This window comes from Streptomyces sp. GQ60 (assembly GCF_059758875.1).
Genome location: NZ_JCAXEG010000004.1, coordinates 539,241 through 558,082 on the forward strand (window position 1 = coordinate 539,241; position 18,842 = coordinate 558,082).

The 18,842-nt window shown below is 72.8% G+C and carries 18 protein-coding genes and 1 pseudogene; 10 read left to right on the forward strand and 9 right to left on the reverse strand.

The window, feature by feature from the left end:
* Positions 1-47: 47 nt before the first annotated feature.
* On the reverse strand, positions 48-329 hold the full coding sequence (locus tag AC6CKD_RS13870) for a CU044_2847 family protein (protein WP_498327479.1): 282 nt from the start codon (positions 327-329) through the stop codon (positions 48-50).
* 258 nt (positions 330-587) lie between these two features.
* Positions 588-1,772 carry a carboxylate-amine ligase gene (locus AC6CKD_RS13875; RefSeq protein ID WP_498327481.1) on the reverse strand — a complete coding sequence of 395 codons (1,185 nt, stop codon included), beginning with the start codon at positions 1,770-1,772 and terminating at the stop codon, positions 588-590.
* Positions 1,773-2,007: 235 nt separating this feature from the next.
* On the opposite strand from AC6CKD_RS13875, the gene AC6CKD_RS13880 reads away from it, so the two are divergent.
* Positions 2,008-3,279 carry an MFS transporter gene (locus AC6CKD_RS13880; RefSeq protein WP_498327482.1) on the forward strand — a complete coding sequence of 424 codons (1,272 nt, stop codon included), beginning with the start codon at positions 2,008-2,010 and terminating at the stop codon, positions 3,277-3,279.
* A 32-nt stretch (positions 3,280-3,311) separates the two neighbouring features.
* On the opposite strand, the gene AC6CKD_RS13885 is transcribed toward AC6CKD_RS13880, so the two are convergent.
* Complete coding sequence (locus AC6CKD_RS13885) at positions 3,312-3,710, reverse strand: cupin domain-containing protein (protein WP_498327484.1); 399 nt, start codon at positions 3,708-3,710, stop codon at positions 3,312-3,314.
* Between the two features lie 90 nt (positions 3,711-3,800).
* Here AC6CKD_RS13885 and AC6CKD_RS13890 point away from each other — a divergent pair.
* A pseudogene (locus AC6CKD_RS13890) lies at positions 3,801-4,106 on the forward strand (esterase-like activity of phytase family protein); the annotation flags it as partial.
* 23 nt (positions 4,107-4,129) lie between these two features.
* Here the strand turns inward: AC6CKD_RS13890 and AC6CKD_RS13895 are convergent.
* The 3 genes from AC6CKD_RS13895 to AC6CKD_RS13905 form a co-directional block, all read right to left on the reverse strand.
* Positions 4,130-5,482, reverse strand: coding sequence for a carboxyl transferase domain-containing protein (locus tag AC6CKD_RS13895; protein ID WP_498327486.1), 1,353 nt, complete (start codon positions 5,480-5,482; stop codon positions 4,130-4,132).
* 222 nt (positions 5,483-5,704) lie between these two features.
* The gene (locus AC6CKD_RS13900; RefSeq protein ID WP_498327487.1) at positions 5,705-7,300 is read right to left on the reverse strand and encodes a GAF domain-containing protein; all 1,596 of its coding nucleotides are present in this window, start codon (positions 7,298-7,300) and stop codon (positions 5,705-5,707) included.
* Positions 7,297-8,334: a rod shape-determining protein gene (locus tag AC6CKD_RS13905; protein ID WP_498327489.1), complete on the reverse strand. Its 1,038-nt coding sequence runs from the start codon at positions 8,332-8,334 to the stop codon at positions 7,297-7,299. Before AC6CKD_RS13905 ends, AC6CKD_RS13900 begins: the two co-directional genes overlap by 4 nt.
* Before the next feature lie 242 nt (positions 8,335-8,576).
* Between AC6CKD_RS13905 and AC6CKD_RS13910 the strand changes: the two genes are divergently transcribed.
* Positions 8,577-9,329 carry an esterase/lipase family protein gene (locus AC6CKD_RS13910; protein ID WP_498327490.1) on the forward strand — a complete coding sequence of 251 codons (753 nt, stop codon included), beginning with the start codon at positions 8,577-8,579 and terminating at the stop codon, positions 9,327-9,329.
* An 8-nt stretch (positions 9,330-9,337) separates the two neighbouring features.
* Here the strand turns inward: AC6CKD_RS13910 and AC6CKD_RS13915 are convergent, their stop codons facing one another.
* Positions 9,338-9,928 (reverse strand): RNA-binding protein, encoded by a 591-nt coding sequence (locus tag AC6CKD_RS13915; RefSeq protein WP_498327492.1) that lies wholly within the window; start codon positions 9,926-9,928, stop codon positions 9,338-9,340.
* 80 nt (positions 9,929-10,008) lie between these two features.
* Here AC6CKD_RS13915 and AC6CKD_RS13920 point away from each other — a divergent pair, with 80 nt between their 5' ends.
* The gene (locus tag AC6CKD_RS13920; protein WP_498327493.1) at positions 10,009-10,779 is read left to right on the forward strand and encodes an SCO2400 family protein; all 771 of its coding nucleotides are present in this window, start codon (positions 10,009-10,011) and stop codon (positions 10,777-10,779) included.
* Between the two features lie 9 nt (positions 10,780-10,788).
* Here AC6CKD_RS13920 and AC6CKD_RS13925 read toward each other — a convergent pair whose 3' ends face one another.
* Positions 10,789-11,211, reverse strand: a complete 423-nt coding sequence (locus AC6CKD_RS13925) for a MarR family winged helix-turn-helix transcriptional regulator (protein WP_498327494.1) — start codon at positions 11,209-11,211, stop codon at positions 10,789-10,791.
* 103 nt (positions 11,212-11,314) lie between these two features.
* Between AC6CKD_RS13925 and AC6CKD_RS13930 the strand changes: the two genes are divergently transcribed.
* The 3 genes from AC6CKD_RS13930 to AC6CKD_RS13940 all read left to right on the forward strand — a co-directional run bounded on the left by AC6CKD_RS13930 (position 11,315) and on the right by AC6CKD_RS13940 (position 13,862).
* Positions 11,315-12,337, forward strand: a complete 1,023-nt coding sequence (locus AC6CKD_RS13930) for an NADP-dependent oxidoreductase (protein WP_498327496.1) — start codon at positions 11,315-11,317, stop codon at positions 12,335-12,337.
* Positions 12,338-12,403: 66 nt separating this feature from the next.
* The gene (locus AC6CKD_RS13935) at positions 12,404-12,826 is read left to right on the forward strand and encodes an organic hydroperoxide resistance protein (RefSeq protein WP_498327498.1); all 423 of its coding nucleotides are present in this window, start codon (positions 12,404-12,406) and stop codon (positions 12,824-12,826) included.
* Positions 12,827-12,938: 112 nt separating this feature from the next.
* Positions 12,939-13,862: an EI24 domain-containing protein gene (locus AC6CKD_RS13940; RefSeq protein ID WP_498327500.1), complete on the forward strand. Its 924-nt coding sequence runs from the start codon at positions 12,939-12,941 to the stop codon at positions 13,860-13,862.
* Here AC6CKD_RS13940 and AC6CKD_RS13945 read toward each other — a convergent pair.
* Positions 13,852-14,739, reverse strand: coding sequence for an NAD(P)-dependent oxidoreductase (locus AC6CKD_RS13945; RefSeq protein ID WP_498327501.1), 888 nt, complete (start codon positions 14,737-14,739; stop codon positions 13,852-13,854). The two genes, AC6CKD_RS13940 and AC6CKD_RS13945, sit on opposite strands and share 11 nt — an antisense overlap.
* A gap of 97 nt (positions 14,740-14,836) precedes the next feature.
* On the opposite strand from AC6CKD_RS13945, the gene AC6CKD_RS13950 reads away from it, so the two are divergent.
* The 3 genes from AC6CKD_RS13950 (at position 14,837) to AC6CKD_RS13960 (ending at position 18,820) form a co-directional block, all read left to right on the forward strand.
* Positions 14,837-15,202 carry a winged helix-turn-helix transcriptional regulator gene (locus tag AC6CKD_RS13950; RefSeq protein WP_498327502.1) on the forward strand — a complete coding sequence of 122 codons (366 nt, stop codon included), beginning with the start codon at positions 14,837-14,839 and terminating at the stop codon, positions 15,200-15,202.
* A gap of 374 nt (positions 15,203-15,576) precedes the next feature.
* A complete protein-coding gene (locus tag AC6CKD_RS13955) occupies positions 15,577-17,154 on the forward strand; it encodes a hypothetical protein (protein ID WP_498327504.1) in 1,578 nt (525 codons plus the stop codon).
* 13 nt (positions 17,155-17,167) lie between these two features.
* Positions 17,168-18,820 carry a DUF2142 domain-containing protein gene (locus AC6CKD_RS13960; RefSeq protein WP_498327506.1) on the forward strand — a complete coding sequence of 551 codons (1,653 nt, stop codon included), beginning with the start codon at positions 17,168-17,170 and terminating at the stop codon, positions 18,818-18,820.
* Positions 18,821-18,842: the final 22 nt, after the last annotated feature.

The following is an 18,842-nucleotide window of genomic DNA, read 5'->3' on the forward strand; positions in this document are numbered from 1 at the left end:
GTGCGGATTGTCCTCAGCTGCCCCAGGTGCGTCACTGCGGTTCCAGGTCAAAGTGACGGAGAAATTGGCCACCGTCGCCGTGTTATCTCGTCCGGCGCGTGAGCCAGCTCCCGGAACCTGCCCACGAAGCTGTCCGCCACGGGACGTACGGTGTCAAGCATCGCGTCGAGTGACTGCCGGGCCCTCACGACGGGACGGTCGCCTCGTCCCACCCTGGTGAGACTGTCGTCCACTTCGTGGATCTGCACCCGGACGAACTCGTCGCCGCCTTCGCCCACGGGCACCTCAACCGTACGCACCAGACGGTCACTCGTGACGTCCTCCAGCACTCGGGAAACACCTACCTCGGCAGGCTAGCCGCCGCCCTGGCCGCGCCCCCCGGCGCATACGGCGCAGGTCGCTTTCCCGGGCACAGGGCAGACCTCATCTGGAGACCTTGTGTGCGGGCCTGAAGAGGCTCGAGTCCTCCCCGCCCCACTGCGAGCCGCAGGTGAAGAAACGATTTCGCCTGCGGCTTCGACGTTTCCTGGGGCAGGGTCTCAGTGAGGTTCGGCGGATGCCGGCCGGGGTCAGGAGGCCTCCGTCGGTCAGGAGGCCTCCGTCTCGTCCGCCAGGTGGCGCAGGACGTCCCTCAGGTCACCGCGGCGGGCGAAGGCCGTGCGCTGGCGGTGGGCGCCCGACCCGTCGCGCAGGAGGCCGGCCATGGTTCTCGCCGCGTGGTCGAGGTCGCCGGACGCGGCCAGTTCGGGGGCCACCAGGTCGAGCAGGGCCTCCGCCAGGTCCGCCGCCGGGAGTTCGACGCCCGTGTACGGGTCCAGCCCGAAGCCCTCCAGGCCGTCGTGGGCCGCCCGCCAGCGCGCGAGGCGCAGTACGTCGTCCCGTACCGGCGGGTCGGGCCGCTGCTCGGCGATCTCGCGCAGGGCCGTCGCGACGAGGGCGCGGGCCAGTTCGGCCTGGAGGATGGCCGAGTCGATGTCCGGGGACATGTCGGGGGCCCGGAGTTCGAGCGTCGGCCAGTTTCCCGAGGGCCGGAGGTCCCAGTAGACCATCTTGGTGTCGAGGGCCGCCCCTGAGCCGAGCAGGGTCTGCACGGAGCGCCGGAAGTGGGCCGTCGAGGTGAAGTGCGGGGGCAGGCCCGCCGACGGCCAGCCCGCCCAGGCCATCGCCCGCCAACTGGCGTGGCCGGTGTCGCGGCCGCCCCAGAAGGGTGAGTTGGCCGCCAGTGCGATCAGCGTGGGCAGCCAGGGCCGGACCCGGTTGGAGACGGCCACCGCCGTGTCCACGTCGAGGGTGCCGATGTGGATGTGCCGGCCGCAGCTGACGAGGGTGTCGGTGAGCGCGCCGAAGCGCCGGGCCTGCTCGCGCTGGCGCGGCTCGTCGTCGGTCAGGTGGAGCGGGCCCTCCACGGCGAGCACCGGCGAGGGCGCGGCCAGCAGCCGGCAGCCGTGTGCGCGGGCGGCCCGCGCGAGGGTGCGCCGCAGGCCGCCGAGTTCGCTGCGCAGGATCGCGGCCGAGTCGGCGACGGGGGTGGAGATCTCCACCTGGTAGCGGGTGCCCTCGGGGTGCAGTTCGTGGGGGAGCCCCGCGGCGGTGGACAGGACGAGCGGGGCGGCCGGGACCACCCGCAGGGTGCGGGCGTCGACGAGGAGGAATTCCTCCTCGACGCCCAGGGTGAGGGGGAAGACCGGATCGCTCGCGCGCGGTGCCTCTGTCTTCGTGGTTCCCGTGCTCGTGGTTCCGGTGCTCGTGGTGCTGGTGCCAGGTTCGATCACTGCGCCTCCCTGGACATACGAGTCTTTTCATCATGAGCTGAACTTCAGGCGGGGAGCGCACGTCTATTCGGTCAAATGTCCGGTGATAGTGGCGGGTTAGCAGCAAGAAGGCTCCGCCGCGGGGCCCGGGTTCAGGGTGGGGTGAATGGTGCGCGTGCGGAAAGGCGGAGCCCGCGCGACCGGCCACCGACCGGGCGTCGACCGGTCTCCGAGCAGGGGCGGCTTATCATCCGTTGTGACCCGTACGACCGCACCGACCCCGTCCACCCGCCCCCGGCCCCGCATATGGGCCGACCTCACCCCGCTGCGGACCTCCCCGGACTTCCGGCGCCTGTGGACCGGCGGGATCGTGTCCTGGCTGGGACAGGCGATGACGGCCCTGGCCATCTCGCTCCAGGTCTACGAGATCACCGGCTCCAGCTTCTCCGTCGGACTGGTCGGGCTCTGCTCCCTCGTCCCGCTCGTCGTCTTCGGGCTCTACGGCGGTGCCGTCGCCGACACCGTCGACCGCCGCAAGCTCGGACTGGCCAGCGCGCTCGGCCTGACCGCCCTGTCCTTGGCCCTGGCCGGCGCCGCGCTCATGGACTACCACCGGGTGTGGCTGCTGTACTCCGTCGTCGCGCTCCAGTCCGTCTGCGGGGCGCTCAACGGGCCCGCCCGGTCCGCGATGATCCCGCGGCTGCTGCCCGCCGAGCAACTCCCCGCCGCCAACGCGCTGAACTCCGTGGTCATGACCTTCGGGATGACGGCCGGCCCGGCGCTGGGCGGGCTCATCGTCGGCTGGTGGGGCTACCAGGCCGCGTACCTGATCGACGCCCTCACCTTCGGCGCCGCCCTCTACGCGGTGTGGCGGCTGCCGTCTATGAGGCCCGAGCGGAAGGCGGGCGCCACCGGGCGGGCCTCCGTGCTCGACGGCCTGCGCTTCCTGGGGACCCGGCCGAACATCCGGATGACCTTCTTCTCCGATCTGGCCGCCATGGTCCTGGCCCAGCCGAAGGCGCTGTTCCCGGCCATCGCCGTGCTCTGGTACGGCGGCGACGCCAAGACGGTCGGGCTGCTCGTCGCCGCCCCCGCCGTCGGGGCGCTGCTCGGGGGACTGCTCTCCGGCTGGCAGGGGAGGATCCGCCGGCACGGGGTGGCGATCCTGCTCTCCGTCGCCGGGTGGGGGCTGGCCATCGCCGTGTTCGGGCTGACCCGGAACCTCTGGCTCGGGCTGCTCTTCCTCGCCCTGGCCGGGTGCGCCGACAGCATCTCGATGGTGTTCCGCACCACGATGCTCCAGGCCGCGACACCGGACGAGATGCGGGGCCGCCTCCAGGGCGTCTTCATCGTGGTCGTCGCCGGCGGGCCCCGGCTCGGGGACTTCCTCGCCGGGGCCACCGCCGAACTGACCTCCCCGGCCGTCGCGATCACGGGCGGCGGGCTCGGCTGCGTCCTCGTACTGGCGCTGCTGGCCGCGCGGTGGCGGGGGTTCGCCCGGTACGACGCGCGGTCGCCCCAGGCCTGAGGGGAAGCCCGGGGCGGGGCCGCGCGCCGGGCCTACGCGTCCACCGGCTCGCGGGTGCGGTCGCTGACCTCCCCGCCGGTGTTGGCGGTGCCGACGGGCTCGAACATCAGGATCGCCGCCTCCCCGTCGGCCTGCGGGCAGTGCTCGACCCCGCGCGGAACCACGTAGATCTCCCCGGGGTCCAGTACGACGTCCCCGGCGCGCAGCCGGATCGTCAGGGTGCCGCTGACGACGAGGAAGAGCTCGTCGGTGTCCTCGTGGGTGTGCCAGATGAACTCGCCCTGGACCTTGGCGATCTTGACCTCGTAGTCGTTGACCCGGGCGATCCGGTGCGGGGCCCACTGCTCGGTGAAACCGGCCAGCTTCTCCGCGATGTTGACCACGGCCGCCGCGGGGCGGCCGTCCTCGTGCGTGCTCTCGGGTGTCGTCATACGGGCAGGCTGCCAGGGTGCGCACCGGCCGGTCTTGTACGTTCCTGACATGTCAGCCGCGATACGCCCGCGCAGTAGTACGTCGCCGATCCGCTGGGCGCCACGGACACCTCGAAGGTGGCGGCCCTGACCGCGCCGTCGGAGGGCGAGGGGCTGCGGACCGCGCGCAAGACGCCGATCGGGGACCTCGACGGCTGCCCGACGCTGGGCGCGCCGTCGAAGCTGCCGCAGAACCACCCGCTGGTCGACAACGTCGAGGGCGTGGTGGTCACGGACGACGACGGGCGTGCCGGGCTCGGACGGGTGCGGCTGCTGCTGGTCAGCGACGACAACGAGTTCCCGCAGGAGATCACCCGGCTCTACCGGATGGACGTGCAGCTGCCGGCCCGGGCCTGACGGCAAGATCCGAAGGAGACGGCCTAGTCCGTCTCCTTCGCGGGGGAGACGATGCCGCGGGCGACCCCCAGGGCCACCAGGTCCTGGGGGCGGACGCGCAGTTGGTCCGCCGTCGCCGGGGCGGACTCCGGGGGGCGTTTGAGGATGGCCGCCGCCAGTTCGGGGGCGATCACCGAGAAGTAGCTGTCCGGGGTGACCCAGGTGTTGCCCGGCGCGGCCAGGGCGAGCGCGCCGCCCGAGCCGCCCTCGCCGATGAGGAGGGTGGTGACGGGCACCCCGGCCGAGGCGAGCGCCGCGAAGGCGTCGGCGATGGCCGCGCCCGCGCCCGCGTGCTCGGCGGCGGCGTCGTTGGCCGCGCCGGGGGTGTCCACGAGGGTGAGCACCGGGATCCCGAGCCGGTCCGCGAGCCGGACGACGCGGGCCGCCGTACGGTACCCGGCCGGGCGGGTGGCGGTGCCGCACTGGGCGGCGTAGGCGACGGCCCGGCCCTCGTGGAGCCCGAACCCGCACAGCATCCCGGGGTCGGTGCCGCCCGCCCGGTCGCCAGAGAGGGGGAGGCGGAGCTCGAAGTACGCGTCCAGGTACCGCCCCGCGCGCGGCCGGCCGGGGTCGCGGGCCTGCTGGACGGCGTCCCATCCGGTGGTCGGCAGCGCCACGCCGGCCAGCGCGGCGGGGGGTGCCACGGGCTCGGCGGAGCGGGGAGCGGCGAGCACCCGGAGCCAGGCCGCCAGGGTCGCGGCGAGCTCCGCGGCGGGGACGACGGCGTCCACGTGCCCGGCGGCGTACTGCCCCTCGGCGGTGTAGGCGGCCGGATCCGCGTCCGGCGGCCGCACCCGGGACCCGGCGAAGCCGACCTGCGCCCCGGGCAGCGCGAGGATCACGTCGGCCCCCGCTCCCAGGGTGGCCCAGCCGCCGCCGGTGGTGGGGTCGCGCAGCACGGCGAGCTGGGGGAGACCGGCGGCGCGGGTGAGGGCGGACTGGCGGGCCACGCGCTGCAGTTGGGTCAGTGCCGGCATGCCCTCCTGCATGCGTGAGCCGCCCGTGGCGATGAGGGAGACCAGGGGGAGGCGGCGGGTGCGGGCGTGGGTGTAGGCCGCCTCCAGGCGGTCGCCGGTGCGGTGGCCCAGGGACCCGCCGAGGAAGCCGAACTCGAAGGAGATCACGGTGGCTTCACGGCCGCCGATGCGGGCGGTGCCGGTGACGACGGACTCGTCCTCGCCGGTCCGCCGGGCGGCGCGGGCGCGGGACTCGTCGTAGCCGGCCCAGCCGAGGGGGCCGTCGGGGGCGGAGTCCCCCGGCGGGGCGGGGAGTTCGGTGAAGCTGCCGGGGTCGGTGGCGGAGGCGATGGCGGCGCGGGCCGAGGGGCGGGTCGTCACGCGGTCAGCGTACGGCCGCGGCCTGGTGCGCCGCTCGCGCGGTGCGGGGGGTTCGGCCCTGCGGGGCGAATTCCCCTACCCGCCCTTCGCCCGCTCCCTGGGGCTCCGTCCAGACCCCGCGCCTCACACGCCGACGAGGCTGAATTTTCCCGGCGGAGCCGGAAACCCAGCCCGTCCGGCGTTCGAGGACCGGGTCCGGGCGGAACCCGGGGGCCGTCGGGGTCAGAGCGGGGCTTCCCAGGTCAGGGTCGTGCCCCGGGTGCCGGAGTCCGTGAGGCCGTCGTCGGAGACGGTGAGGCGGACCCGGGCGGGGACCGCGTCGACTTCGACGTCGATGGAGGTGACCTCCGCGCGGCGGTGTGCCGCGGCCAGTGCGCCGCGCAGGGCGGCGAGGAGGTCCCCCGCGACCGGATCCGGCAGGAGCGCGTCCACCGTGCCGGCGAAGTGCACCGACGGCTGGAAGCCCAGCAGGACCGCGGCTCCGCCGGTCTCCCGCAGGACCCGGCCGCGGAACGTGGTAGGGGCGTCCGTCGGCGGCTGCTGGAGGGCGAAGATGGCCGTGCGGACCTCCTGGATGGTGGAGTCGAGCTCGTCCACGGCCCGGCCCAGCTCCTCGCCGACGGTGTCGCCGGCGGGTGCCTTGTCGGAGCGCCGCCGGGTGCTCTCCAGCATCATCTCCGTCGCGAACAGCCGCTGGACCACGAGGTCGTGGAGGTCGCGGGCGATGCGGTCCCGGTCCTCGTAGACGGCCAGCTGCTCGCGGTCGTGCTGTGCGTCCGCCAGGACCAGGGCCAGGGCGGCCTGGGAGGCGAACTGCGAGGCCAGCAGCCGGTCGACGGCGTCGTACGCGGGGCCGCCGCGGACCCGTGGCAGGGCGAGCGTCCCGATGAGCTGGCCGCCGCTCTGGAGGGGCAGCATCATGCTGGGGCCGAAGCGCTCCCGTACGTGGGTGGTCATCCGGGGGTCCGTCGCCGAGTCCTCGATGAACACCGGCTCGCCGCCCAGGAGCTGCTCCAGGACGGCGGAGCCCGGCGCGATGGCCGTGCCCACCAGGTCCCCGGGGTCCCCGTGCGTCGAGGCGGCCACGATCTCCATGCCGCCCTCGGGGGTCGGCTGGAGGACGACGCCGGCGGCGGCGTCGGCCAGCAGCCGGGCCCGTTCGGCCACGCACATCAGCGCGTCCGCCGCCGGCCGGCCCGCCAGCAGGGTGGTGGTCACGGCGGCGGCGCCCTCGATCCAGCGCTCCCGGCGGCGCACGGTTTCGTACAGCCGGGCGTTGCCGATCGCTATCCCCGCCTGTGAGGCCAGGACGCGCAGCAGCGCGAGGTCCTCGTCCGTGAACGGACCGCCGCCCTGCTTGTCGGTGAGGTAGAGGTTGCCGAAGACCTCGGTGTGGACCCGGATCGGGACGCCGAGGAAGCCCTTCATCGGCGGGTGGCCCGGCGGGAACCCCGCCGCGCGCGGGTCCTGGTTCAGGTCCGCCAGCATCAGCGGGCGCGGATCGGTGATCAGGGCGCCGAGCAGTCCGGAACGGCCGTCCGGCAGCCGGCCGATCGCGGTCTTCTCCGACTCGGTCATGCCGGAGGTGAACAGCCCGGTCAGCCGGACGCGCTCGGGGTCGACGATCCCGAGCGCTCCGTACCGTGCCGCACACAGCTCGGTGGCCGAGTCCACGATGTGCTGGAGGGTGGTCCGCAGTTCGAGTTCGGATCCGACGTTGAGGACCGCCTCCAAGAGGACGGGCAGGCTGGCGACCTGGCGGGCGGCCAGGTCCCTCCCGTCCCCGGGGGCCGCCGGGGACGACTCGCCGTGCGTCATTCGGCCAGGGGGTTCAGAACCATGGGGGAGATCTTCCCTTCGATCATCATGCCCAGGCCCAGTACCGCGCAGACGTCGGGGCGTTCGGCGATGGCCACGGGCATCCCGGTCGCGTCGCGGAGCATCTGGTCCAGGCCCGGCAGCAGGGCGCTGCCGCCCACCATCATGATCCCTCGGTCCGTCAGGTCCGCCACCAGGTCCGGCGGGCAGTCGCGCAGCACCTTGCCGATGCCGTCGAGCACGGCGGTCAGCGGGGTGTAGATGGCGTCGCGGACGGCCGCGGTGTCCACGTTCACGGAGCGGGCCAGTCCGGTGGATACGTCGCGGCCGTGGATGAGAGTGGAGGCCGGGCCCTCGGCCGTGATGCCGTTGCCGTGCAGGGCCAGTTGGAGCGGGCGGACGGCCTGGCTGGGCAGCATCAGCTCGTGCGCGTGGCGCAGGTGCTGGACCACGGCGTGGTCGATGGCCTCACCGCCGACCGGGATCCGCTCGGCGGTGACGATCGAGCCGAGGGAGAGGACGGCGACCTGGGTGGCGGCGGCCCCGCACACCATGATCATGGTCGCGGTCGGCTGTTCCACGGGCAGTCCGCAGCCGACGGCCGCCGCGATCAGGGTGTCGACGAGTTCGACGCGCCGGGCTCCGAGCCCGACCATCGTCTCCACCGCCGCGCGCTGGGCGAGCGGGTCGGCGTCGTGCGGGGTGCAGGCGGCGGCCCGCAGCCGGGGCTTGCGGCGCAGGGCGCGCCGCAGCTTCTCGCCGAGGAGGTGGCGCAGCATGCGCTGGGCCATCTCGATGTCCACGACGGTGCCGCCGGAAACCGGGCGGACGACCCGGATGTAGTCGGGCGTGCGGCCGGTCATCCGCTCGGCGAAGGTGCCGACGGCGATGAGTGCGCCGGTCCGCGTGTTCACGGCGGCGACACTGGGCTCGTCCACGACCAGGCCGAGGCCCTTGACGTAGACGCGGGTCCTGGCCGCTCCGAGGTCGACGGCCACGTGGCAGCGGCGCAACTGCTCAAGACTGACGGTCACGGCAGATCCTCCCGAGAGCGCTGACGCAAGAAGACCGGCGAGTGCCGGTCACACTTCGTATCTTCTCGGGTGAATTACTCGTATTGCCCGATTTGATGCTCCGGGTGGGGGGTGTCGTGGGATACGGGAGGGGCGCGAGGGGTGCCAGTGAGTGCTGCACGGGGGTGGAATTCTGCGACGCCAGGCGCGACCATGCCCGCACCGATCGTGCTACTCGTGCGTAACAAGGTAAAGGGGACTCGATGCTGACGGTCCGCCAGAGACTGCTCGCGCTGCTGACGCTCTGCCTGGCGCTGCTCGCGGCGCCCGCGCTCCCGGCCCAGGCCTCCGGCCCGCCTTCGGGCGCCGCTCCCGGCGCGGCGGCCGGTCCCGCCCGGACCGGGACCTCCGGCCCGGCGATCGCGCGCGATCCCGTGGTCTTCGTGCACGGCTACAACGCCGACCCCGGAGTCTGGGGCTCCCTGCGCGAAGACCTGCGCGCGGACGGGTACGCCGACTCCGAGCTCTTCTCCTTCGGCTACGACACCCACCAGTCGGTCAACGAGGTCCTCTCCGGACGCCTCGCCGCCTACGTCGACGAGGTGCGCCGGCAGACCGGCGCCGCCCGGGTGGACCTGGTCGCCCACTCCTTCGGCTCGCTGGTCACCCGCTGGTACGTGAAGTTCGGCGGCGGCGGGCCGTACGTCGGCCACTGGGTCTCCCTCGCCGGCCCCAACCGCGGCACCTCCACCGCCTGGGCCTGCGCCCTGTGGGACCAGGCCTGCCGGGACATGACACCCGGCTCCTACGTGGTGAAGAACCTGAACTCCGGTGACGAGACGCCCGGCGCGGTGCGGTACGCCACCTTCGGGTCCCACTGCGACGAGGTCGTCAACCCCGACGACAGCGTCCCGCTCACCGGTGCGACGAACACCCCGGTCGGCTGCCTGGGGCACAACGACCTGCTCTGGGACGACCCCACCTCGGCGGGCGTACGGGCCTTCCTGCGCTCCTAGACCGTCTCTCAGGCCGTCTCTACGGACACTTCCTGGAGCAGTCCGTACGTGAACTCCGCGACGCAGGCCCGCCCCGACGCGGTGAACGCCAGCCGCCACCGCGTCGGCGCGGTGCCCTCCATCGGGCGCACGGGGGCGAAGGCCCGCGCCACCTCGTCGACCGTCGCCGACCAGGGCAGCAGATCCTCGGGCGACTCCAGTACGGGACCGGGCGCGCCCGGGGCCCGGACCAGCCACTCGTTCCAGACGGCCCCGTCCGGCGCGGCGAGCACCTCGAAGCGCAGGCCGGGCCAGAGCGGCACCGGCCACAGCAGGGCCTCGCACGTCAGGTCGCCGATCGTGCGGGAGGAAACGGCCTCGGGCGGGCCGAGCACCGAGCGGTAGCGGGCCAGGGCGCCCCGGGACCGCGGCGAGCGCACCATGGACTGCCAGCGCTTGTTGGCCTCCCGCTGTTCGGCGAGGGAGGCGCCGAGCCGTCGGCGGGCCTCCTCCGCGAGTCCCGGCTGGAAGTCCGCCATCCGGCGCAGCAGTACCAGTTGGAAGCCGGCGGGGCCGAGGGGGCCCGGGGCGAGGGGTGGTGTCCCCGGTGTCCTCGTCATGGGCACACACCCTTCCACACAAGATCCTCACGATCCCGGTATACGGCCGTTGTGATCGAACGCGTAGCCTGCGGGTCGCCATGGACTATTGCATCGCCTGCCGCAGGTACCTCAACGGCGCGCTGGCGTGCGCCGGATGCGGGACCCCGGCAGAACACCTGACATCCGCCGTGCCCGCCGCGCCCGCCCCCCGCTCCACCGCGGGGTTCGGAAGCGACCCGGCCGCGCTCGCCGACGTGTACGCCGACTCCCTCGTCGTGCTGTCCGGGGAACAGGGGCAGGGCCGCGGTCAGCGCCGAGCCGCCGGCCGCCGCGCCGGGCACCGCCGGCGCCGCCGGACCGCGCTCACCGTGGGGCTCGGGCTGATGCTCGCCGCCGGAGGCGCCCTGGGCCTGGCCCGGCTGACGGCCGACGGGGGGCGCACCGACCGGGCGGCGACGGTGGTGCTGACCGACGACGCGGGTCCGGCCGAGCCGGCGCCGCTCCCGGGCCTGACGGGCGATCCGGCGGTGCCCTCGGGGACGGCCGCCGGCTCCGTGAAGGGCACGGCCGGGGGTGCGAAGCAGGGCGGCGCCGGCCGGAGTACCGAGGGCTCCACGGCCGGGTCGTCGGGCTCCGCCTCCGGGGCGGGCCCGTCGCGGAGCGCTTCCCGGAATCCCACGTCCAAGGCTCCGACCGCATCGAGTTCCGGCGGCGGCTCCGCGACCCCCAGCGAGAGCACGAGCTCGAAGGGGCCCAAGGGGAAGCCCGGCAAGAAGCCGACCCCGACGCCCACCCCGACCCCCACCCCGGAGCCCACCCCGGAGCCCACCCCGGACTGTGACGACTGGTGGAACCCGCTGTGCTGGTGAGCGGGGAGCTCAGCCCAGCATCCGCCTGAGCAGGTCCCGCAGGACCGCGCGCTCGGCCGTGGAGAGACCGGCCAGGGGCTCGCGGGCGAAGTCCAGCGACTCGCGCAGCCGGTCGGCCGTCTGGAGGCCGTCCTCGGTGGGCGCGGCCAGCTTCACCCGGCGGTCGGCCGGGTCGGGGCGGCGCTCGACCAGGCCGCGGGTCTCCAGGCGGTCCACGATGCCGGTGATGTTCGACGGCTCGCACCGCAGCTTCTGCGCGATCTTGCGCATCGGCATCGGCTCCAGGGAGAGCAGGTTCAGGACGCGGGCCTGGGCGCCGGTGAGCTGGTGGCTGGAGGCCGCGTGCTCGTACTCCTGGTGGTAGCGGGTCACGACGTCGCCGATGAGCTCGACGACTTCGAGGGTCAGGGGGTCTGCGCGACGGCTGGGCATGGATCCAGCGTACCCATTTACTTGACAACATGAAATATCCAGGCGCATGGTTGTTTCACGTCCTGAAGCATTTTGCACTTCTTCCCCCATCCAGGAGTGACGCATGTCCGAGATCCCCGCCGTCAGCCGTGAGTGGCACCTCGTCCGTCGCCCCCAGGGCTGGCCCGTAGCCGAGGACTTCGCCCTGCGCGAGGTGCCGGTCGACGCCGAGCCCGCCGCCGGCCGGATTCTGGTGCGCAACCTCCACATGTCCGTGGACCCGTACATGCGCGGCCGGATGAACGACGTGAAGTCGTACGTCCCGCCCTTCCAGCTCGACAAGCCCATGGACGGCGGCGCCGTCGGTGAGGTCGTGGCCTCGGCCGACGAGCGCTTCGCGGTCGGCGACCACGTGCTGCACGGCCTGGGCTGGCGCGAGTACGCGGACGTGGACGCCAAGCACGCCACCCCGGTGGACGCCTCGCTCGCCCCCCTCTCCGCCTACCTCGGCGTCCTCGGCATGCCGGGCCTGACCGCCTACGCCGGGCTCTTCGAGGTCGCCTCCTTCAAGGAGGGCGACTCCGTCTTCGTCTCCGGCGCCGCCGGCGCGGTCGGCAGCCTCGTCGGCCAGTTCGCGAAGATCAAGGGCGCTTCCCGGGTGATCGGCTCCGCGGGCTCCGACGAGAAGGTGACGCTCCTCACGGAGAAGTACGGTTTCGACGCCGCCTTCAACTACAAGAGCGGCCCCGTCGCCGAGCAGCTGAAGGAGGCCGCGCCCGAGGGCATCGACGTCTACTTCGACAACGTCGGCGGGGACCACCTGGAGGCCGCCATCTCCTCCCTGAAGGTCCACGGCCGGGCCACCCTGTGCGGGGCGATCGCCCAGTACAACGCCACCGAGCCCGCGCCCGGCCCGCGCAACCTCGCCCTCGTCATCGGCAAGCGCCTGCGCCTGCAGGGCGTGCTGGTCGGAGACCACGCGGGACTGCAGCCGCAGTTCGTCCAGGACGTCGCCGGCTGGCTGCGTTCCGGGCAGCTCGTCGCCGACGAGACGGTCGTGCGCGGAGTGGAGAACGCCACCGACGCCTTCCTCGGAATGCTGCGCGGTGACAACACCGGAAAGATGATCGTTTCTTTCACCGGTTAGGCTCACTGCACACCGCCGTGACGCGTGGGCGCGAGTCCCGGCGATTTACCAGGAGGATTTCCTTACATGTCGATCCAGCAGTCCGACGTCGCGTACACCGCTGTTGCCACCGCCGAGAACGGCCGTGACGGTCGCGTCGTCACCAACGACGGTCGCCTCGAGGTCGTCGTGAACCCGCCGAAGGAGCTCGGTGGCAGCGGCGAGGGCACCAACCCCGAGCAGCTGTTCGCCGCCGGCTACAGCGCCTGCTTCCAGGGTGCGCTCGGCGTCGTCGCCCGCAACGAGAGCGCCGACATCACCGGCTCCACCGTGACCGCCGAGGTCGGCATCGGCAAGAACGACGACGGCTTCGGCATCATCGTCAAGATCTCGGCCTCCATCCCGAACGTGGACGCCGCCACCGCCAAGGACCTCATCGAGAAGGCCCACCAGGTCTGCCCGTACTCCAAGGCGACCCGCGGCAACATCACGGTCGAGCTCGCGGTCTGATCCGCGACCCGCTCAACCGGTTCGTCCGTCGAAGGCCGCACCCAGGCACCGGGGTGCGGCCTTCGTCATGCCCGGCGTCCCCCCGCCCGAGCGCCCGCCCTAGACTGGATCCATGCGTGATCTTGCGGGGGGATTCGGCTATCTGCTGGCCGGACAGCGATGGGTACTGCGCCACGGACGGTGGCTGGGCTTCGGGCTGCTGCCCGGGCTCGTCGCCCTGGTGCTGTACGCCGGCGCCCTCGTCGGACTCGGCTACGGCGCCGACGACCTGACCGCCTGGGCGACCCCCTTCGCCGACGGCTGGTCCTCCCCGTGGCTCGGCCTCTTCCGCGGTTTCCTGACGGCCCTGGTCTTCTCCCTCGGCCTCTTCCTCGCGGTGATCACCTTCACGGCCGTGACCCTGCTCGTGGGCGAGCCGTTCTACGAGTCCCTCTCGGAGCAGGTCGACCGCACCGAGGGCGGCGAGGTCCCGGAGTCGGGGCTCACGCTCCCGCAGGAGCTGTGGATCTCCGCCCGGGACAGCCTGCGGATCCTGGGCCGGGTGCTGCTCTTCGGGATCCTGCTCTTCGCGCTGGGCTTCGTGCCGGTGATCGGGCAGACCGTCGTCCCGGTCCTCGGCTTCTGCGTCTCCGGCTTCTTCCTCGCCCGGGAGCTGACCTCCGTCGCCCTGATGCGCCGCCGGGTGCAGCTCACCGAGCAGCTCGCGCTGCTGCGCGGGCGGCGGATGCTGGCGCTCGGCTTCGGAGTGCCGCTCGTGCTGGCCTTCCTGGTGCCGCTCGTCGCCGTGTTCCTGATGCCGGGCGCGGTGGCCGGGGCGACGCTCATGGTCCGCGACCTGATGGGCGAGGACGCGGAGCAGGGGCAGGCGCAGGCGCCGGGACAGGACCGCAGCCAGGGTCAGGGCCCGGGCCCGGGTCAGGGCCAGGGCCAGGGCCAGGGGCATGGGCCGGGTCAGGGCCACGGCCCGGGTCAGGCTCAGGCACCGGGACAGGACCGCAGCCAGGGCCACGGCCAGGGCAAGCAGTTCAGCGCCTGAGCAGGGTGATCGCCCCGGCGGTGTCCTCGCCGGCGTGGGCCGCCGGATCCGCCGCCAGGCGTTCCCGCATCAGGTCCAGGTACGGACTGATCAGCTCGGGGCTGACCCCCTGCTCCGCGGCGGTCCGCAGATAGGTGGCGCTCGCCGTGACCTGCATGGCCAGGTTCGATTCGACGCCCGTGGTGAAGTCCCCCGAGACCAGCCGCTCGGCGGCGGCGCCCGCGAAGAAGCCCATCGCCCCCAGCCACTCGGTCAGCAGCGGAGCCAGGTCCTTGGGCGAGATGTCCTCGCCCTCGATCAGCGCGTAGGCGTGCGAGATCCCGGCGAAGAGCCCGGTCATCGCGCTCAGCAGGGCCACGTCGTGCAGGGCCGCGTGGCCGGGGTCGGGGCCGACGAAGCGGGCGCCGGCCGGGACCTCCAGCGCGCTCCGGTGCTCCTCGAACAGGTCGGGGGAGCCGCTGTAGAAGACGTACCCGCCGGCGGCGGGGACGCCGATCATCGACGGGGTGGCCATGATCCCGCCGTCGAGGAACCGGGCCCCGCGCTCCTGGGCCCACGCTGCCCGGGCGCGGGCGTCGGCGGGCGTGCCGGTGGTCAGGTCGACCAGGTCCTTACCGGTGAGGTCCAGGCCCTCCAGGGCCGAACCGACGCTCTCGTGGTCCAGCAGGCAGAGCACGACCAAGCCGTTCGCCGCCACCGCCGCGGCGGGGCTCGCGGCGACGACGGCGCCTTCGGCCGCGAGGGCCTCGGCCTTGGCGGGGGTGCGGTTCCAGACGGTGAGGGGGTGCCCGGCGGCGAGCCAGGTGCGGGCGAGGGCGGTGCCCATCGAGCCGAGTCCGAGGAGGGTGAGCGGAGTCTTGGTGCTGGTGTCGGTCATGCCGTTTAGCCTGGTGGAGGGCCGTCAGGTGCTCAAGTACGCACTTCGGAGTGGGTGGTTACCCCGAGGTGAGCGAACAGGTGGGGAGGGGTGCGTGATGGCATCTGCACAGAGGCCGGGCGCGGATCACTGCGGGATCGCCGCGGCGATGTCCGTGATCGACGGCAAATGGAAGGTGTCGGTCCTGTGGGAGCTGGAACAGTGCCCGCGCCGCTTCGGTGAACTGCGCCGCCTGGTCCCGGGGGTCTCGGAGAAGGTGCTCGCGGCCCAGCTGCGCGAGCTGGAGACGGACGGCATCGTCCACCGCGAGGTCTACGAGGAGGTCCCGCCGCGCGTGGAGTACTCGCTGACCCCGCTCGGCCACGAGCTGAACGAGGCCCTGGAGGCCCTCGGCGCGTGGGGCTCGAAGCACCTGCTCCCCGACGCCGTCCAGACCCTGGCGAGCGGGCCCGCCCTCCGGTGAGGGCCCGGATTCCGGCAGCCGCGCACTCCCGTACGCGACCCCGCCCGGGGGCGTGGAGCACGACCCGGAGTCCGCGGTGCTCCTGAGCCAACCCGATAGGATGACCGGCGGCAAGATTCAAAGCTGTCCCCCACCGTCCCAGAGCCCGCGTCCTTGTCCGGAGCACCGGTCGTCGGGGTCCGAGCCGGGCAGTGCCTTGCTGAGAGACGACCGGCCACAGCGCTGTGCACCGACCAGGCAGTCGCCGTGCACCGACCAGCAGTAGGGACATCTTTCACGTGACAGTCAGTACCGAGGGGCTGGAGCCTGTGCGCTCGGGTCCCGCGAGTGGACCTGCCACGCGCGCCCGGCCCGTTTCGGGTCCCGCGCGTGGAGTGCTGCGCTCCCGGGGCGCCCTGTTGCTCCTGGAAGCGGTCGTCGCCTTCGCCGGCGCGCTCGCGCTCCCGCTGATGGCCGTGGGCTTCCAGCTCGACCCCCTGGACCGCATCGCGCAGGTCAGCGGCCTGGCCGCGATCCAGTTCCGGTTCGCCCTGTTCGGTCTGGTGTTCATCGCCGCGGTCGTGCTCGCGATGCGGCTGCGCGGTGGCCGCCACTTCAACCTGGCCACCCGGATCTCCGCGGCCGCCCTCGCGGGTCTGGCCAGCGGGTTCGTCGCGGCGGGAGCGGTGGTCGCGCTCCACGGCACGCCGTGGCCGATGTTCGGCCTCAACGGGGACAGCGGCCGGATCGTCGAGTGGGCCCACGCGGTCGCCAACGGGCAGCCGTCGGGCTCCCCGGTCTACCCGCCCGCACCGCTCTACACCCTCGGGTACTACGCCGAGTGGTTCCACGGCGGCAACACCGCCTACGCCTTCAAGGACCTCCAGATCCTCGGAGCCGCCTTCTTCGGGCCGTTCGTCTACTTCGCCTGGCGGCTGCTGCTGAGCCCGCTCCGGGCGCTGGCCTTCGGCGTCGTACCGGCCTTCGCGCTGATCGACGCGTACAAGCCGTACGCCCAGACGGTCCTGGTGGTGCTGGTACCGGTCCTGGTGGCCCTGGTGGTGGCGCTGCGCCGCAGCGGCACCGAGAACTGGCGGCCGCTGCTGCTCAAGGCCGCCGGTTTCGGCGCGCTGATCGGTGTGCTCTTCCTCACGTACTCCGGCTGGTTCCTGTGGAGCGCGGCCGGCGTGTTCTTCGCGGCCGCCCTGTACTTCCCGTGGAAGACCGGCCGGGCCAAGGGCGCCGCGTTCCTGGGCGCCACCCTGGCGGCCTTCATGGCGGTGGCCGGGCAGTACCTGGTCGTCATGCTGACCGAGGGCCAGGAGACCAAGGACTTCAACTTCCGCTTCGACACCTTCACCGACCCGGCCTACTACCTGATGTGGCGCACGGACATGCCGGGCAAGGTCGGCGACTGGCCGCCGCCGGGCGAGTTCGGCGGGGTCGGCCTCTTCGCCCTCGTGACCTTCGTCTGTCTCGGCATCGCGATCTGGCTGGGACTGCGCAAGCCGATGGTGGTCACGATCACCGCGATGTTCCTCTCCGCCTGGCTGATGCGGATGTACATCGCCTCGCACATGTACGAGACGCAGACCGTCCAGCTCTACACCCGCACCAACAACCAGCTCCTCTACTGCGGGTTGATCTTGGCCGCGCTCGTCGCCCACCTGGTGTCGCAGCGGCTGGCAGAACGACGCACATTGGACAATGGCGAGGGCGCGGCCGTACGGGGCCGGGGCTTGCCGGGCCGGGAGGGGGCCGTCATCGGAACCCTGTGCGCCCTGCTGCTCCTGCTCGGAACGGTGTCGTCCTCGATGGCCGACCGGTACATGCCGGCCCAGGACGGGACCTACCGGATCCTGCCGTACGTATCGCACACGATTCGGCAGTTGAACGGGAAGTGCCCCCAATTCGCCCCCGAGCACAAGTGCTCCAAGGACGGCGATCAGACTTGGCTGACATACATCCGATGATCACGAGGACGACATGATCTCCGCATTGACGCGGCTGGCCGACTGGTCGGCCCGGACCCCCAAGAGGCTCTGGGCCGTCAGCTTCGTCCTCTTCTTCACCATCGCGGCCGGCTGGTCCGCGGCCACACCGCTCGGCGCGTCTCCCGACGAGCACGCCCACTTCATCCGGGCGGCGGCCGTCGCCCGCGGGCAGATCAACGGCTCCGAGGTGATGGTTCCGCACATGGTCGCGGGCATCAAGGGCGACTTCGCCGAGACCGGCGTGCAGCTCCCGGAGTGGTACTCGGAACTCCCGAAGCACCACGAGTGCTACGCCTGGCGCGCGGGCACCCCCGCGTCCTGCGCGCCCGTGCTCAGCGACTCCGGCACCATCGTCGAGGTCCCCACCGCCGCCGGCCGCTACCACCCGGCGTACTACATGCTGACCGGCTGGCCCAGCCTGCTCGTGGAGGGCGCCAAGGGGCTCTACCTCATGCGCCTGATGTCGGCGCTGTTCTGCTCCCTGCTGCTGGCCAGCGCCGTGGTGACGGCGTCCGAGTGGCGGCGCGGGCGCTCGCTCGCCCTGCTCGGCGTCTTCACGGCGGCGACGCCCATGGCGCTGTTCATGGCCGGCATGGTCAACCCCAGCGGCGGTGAGATCGCCGCCGGGATCCTGGTGTGGACGGGCCTGCTGTCGATCCTCATGTCGCCCGATCCGCGGCTGCTGAACCGCAGGCTCGCCAGGGTCGGCGTCGGCGGCCTGGTACTGATCAACATCCGGCCGCTCGGTCTGATCTGGTTCGCGGGCGCGGTCTGCTTCGGCCTGCTGCTGGCCGAGAGCGGCGTGCTGCGCTCGGTGCTCCGCCGCAAGGCGATGTGGCTCTGGACGGGGCTGCTCGGCCTCGCCACGGTCGGCGCGCTCGCGTGGGCGGCCACGCACCCCGACAACTCCGTCATAAAGATCCCCAAGTACCTCACCACGACGGAGGCGGCCCGCCGCACCCTCGGGGCCACCGAGATGTACATCCAGCAGATGCTCGGCTACTTCGGCTGGCTGGACACCCCGGCGCCGGTCGTCACCTGGTACGTCTGGCTCGGCGTGATCGCGGTGATCACCGTGCTGGGGCTGATGTACGGCCGCAAGCGCGAAGCACTGGCACTGATCGCCATGGTGATCGCCATCGTGATCGTGCCGGTGGTCGGGCAGACCTCGCAGGCGTCGAAGATCGGCCTGGTCTGGCAGGGCCGCTACCTGCTGCCGTTCGCCGTCGGCCTGCCGCTGATGGCGGTGCTGATCATCGCGCGCCGGATGCCGGAGAAGGGCTTCCCGCTGCGCAGGCTGGTCGGCTACTCCCTGCCCCTGCTCGCGCTGGCCAACGCGGCGGCGTTCTACTGGACCCTGCGGCGCTTCGCCGTCGGAATCAGCGGCCCCGTGATCCCGTACGCCGCGCACTGGGCCCCGCCGGGCGGCTGGGTGTTCTGGACCGGCTTCTACACGGTGGCGGCGTTCGCCCTCGTGGTGCCGGGACTGATGCGGGACCGCGTGGCCGACACGACCCCCGTGCGCACGCCGGCCGACCCGCTGCCCGGAACCGACGGGCCGCAGGGCACGGAGGCGCTGTCCGGCGCCCGTCCGGAGCCCGGCGTCGAAGCCCGGCGCCACTCACGGGTGACCCAGGCCGGCTGATTTCCCGGCCCCGGCCCCGGTC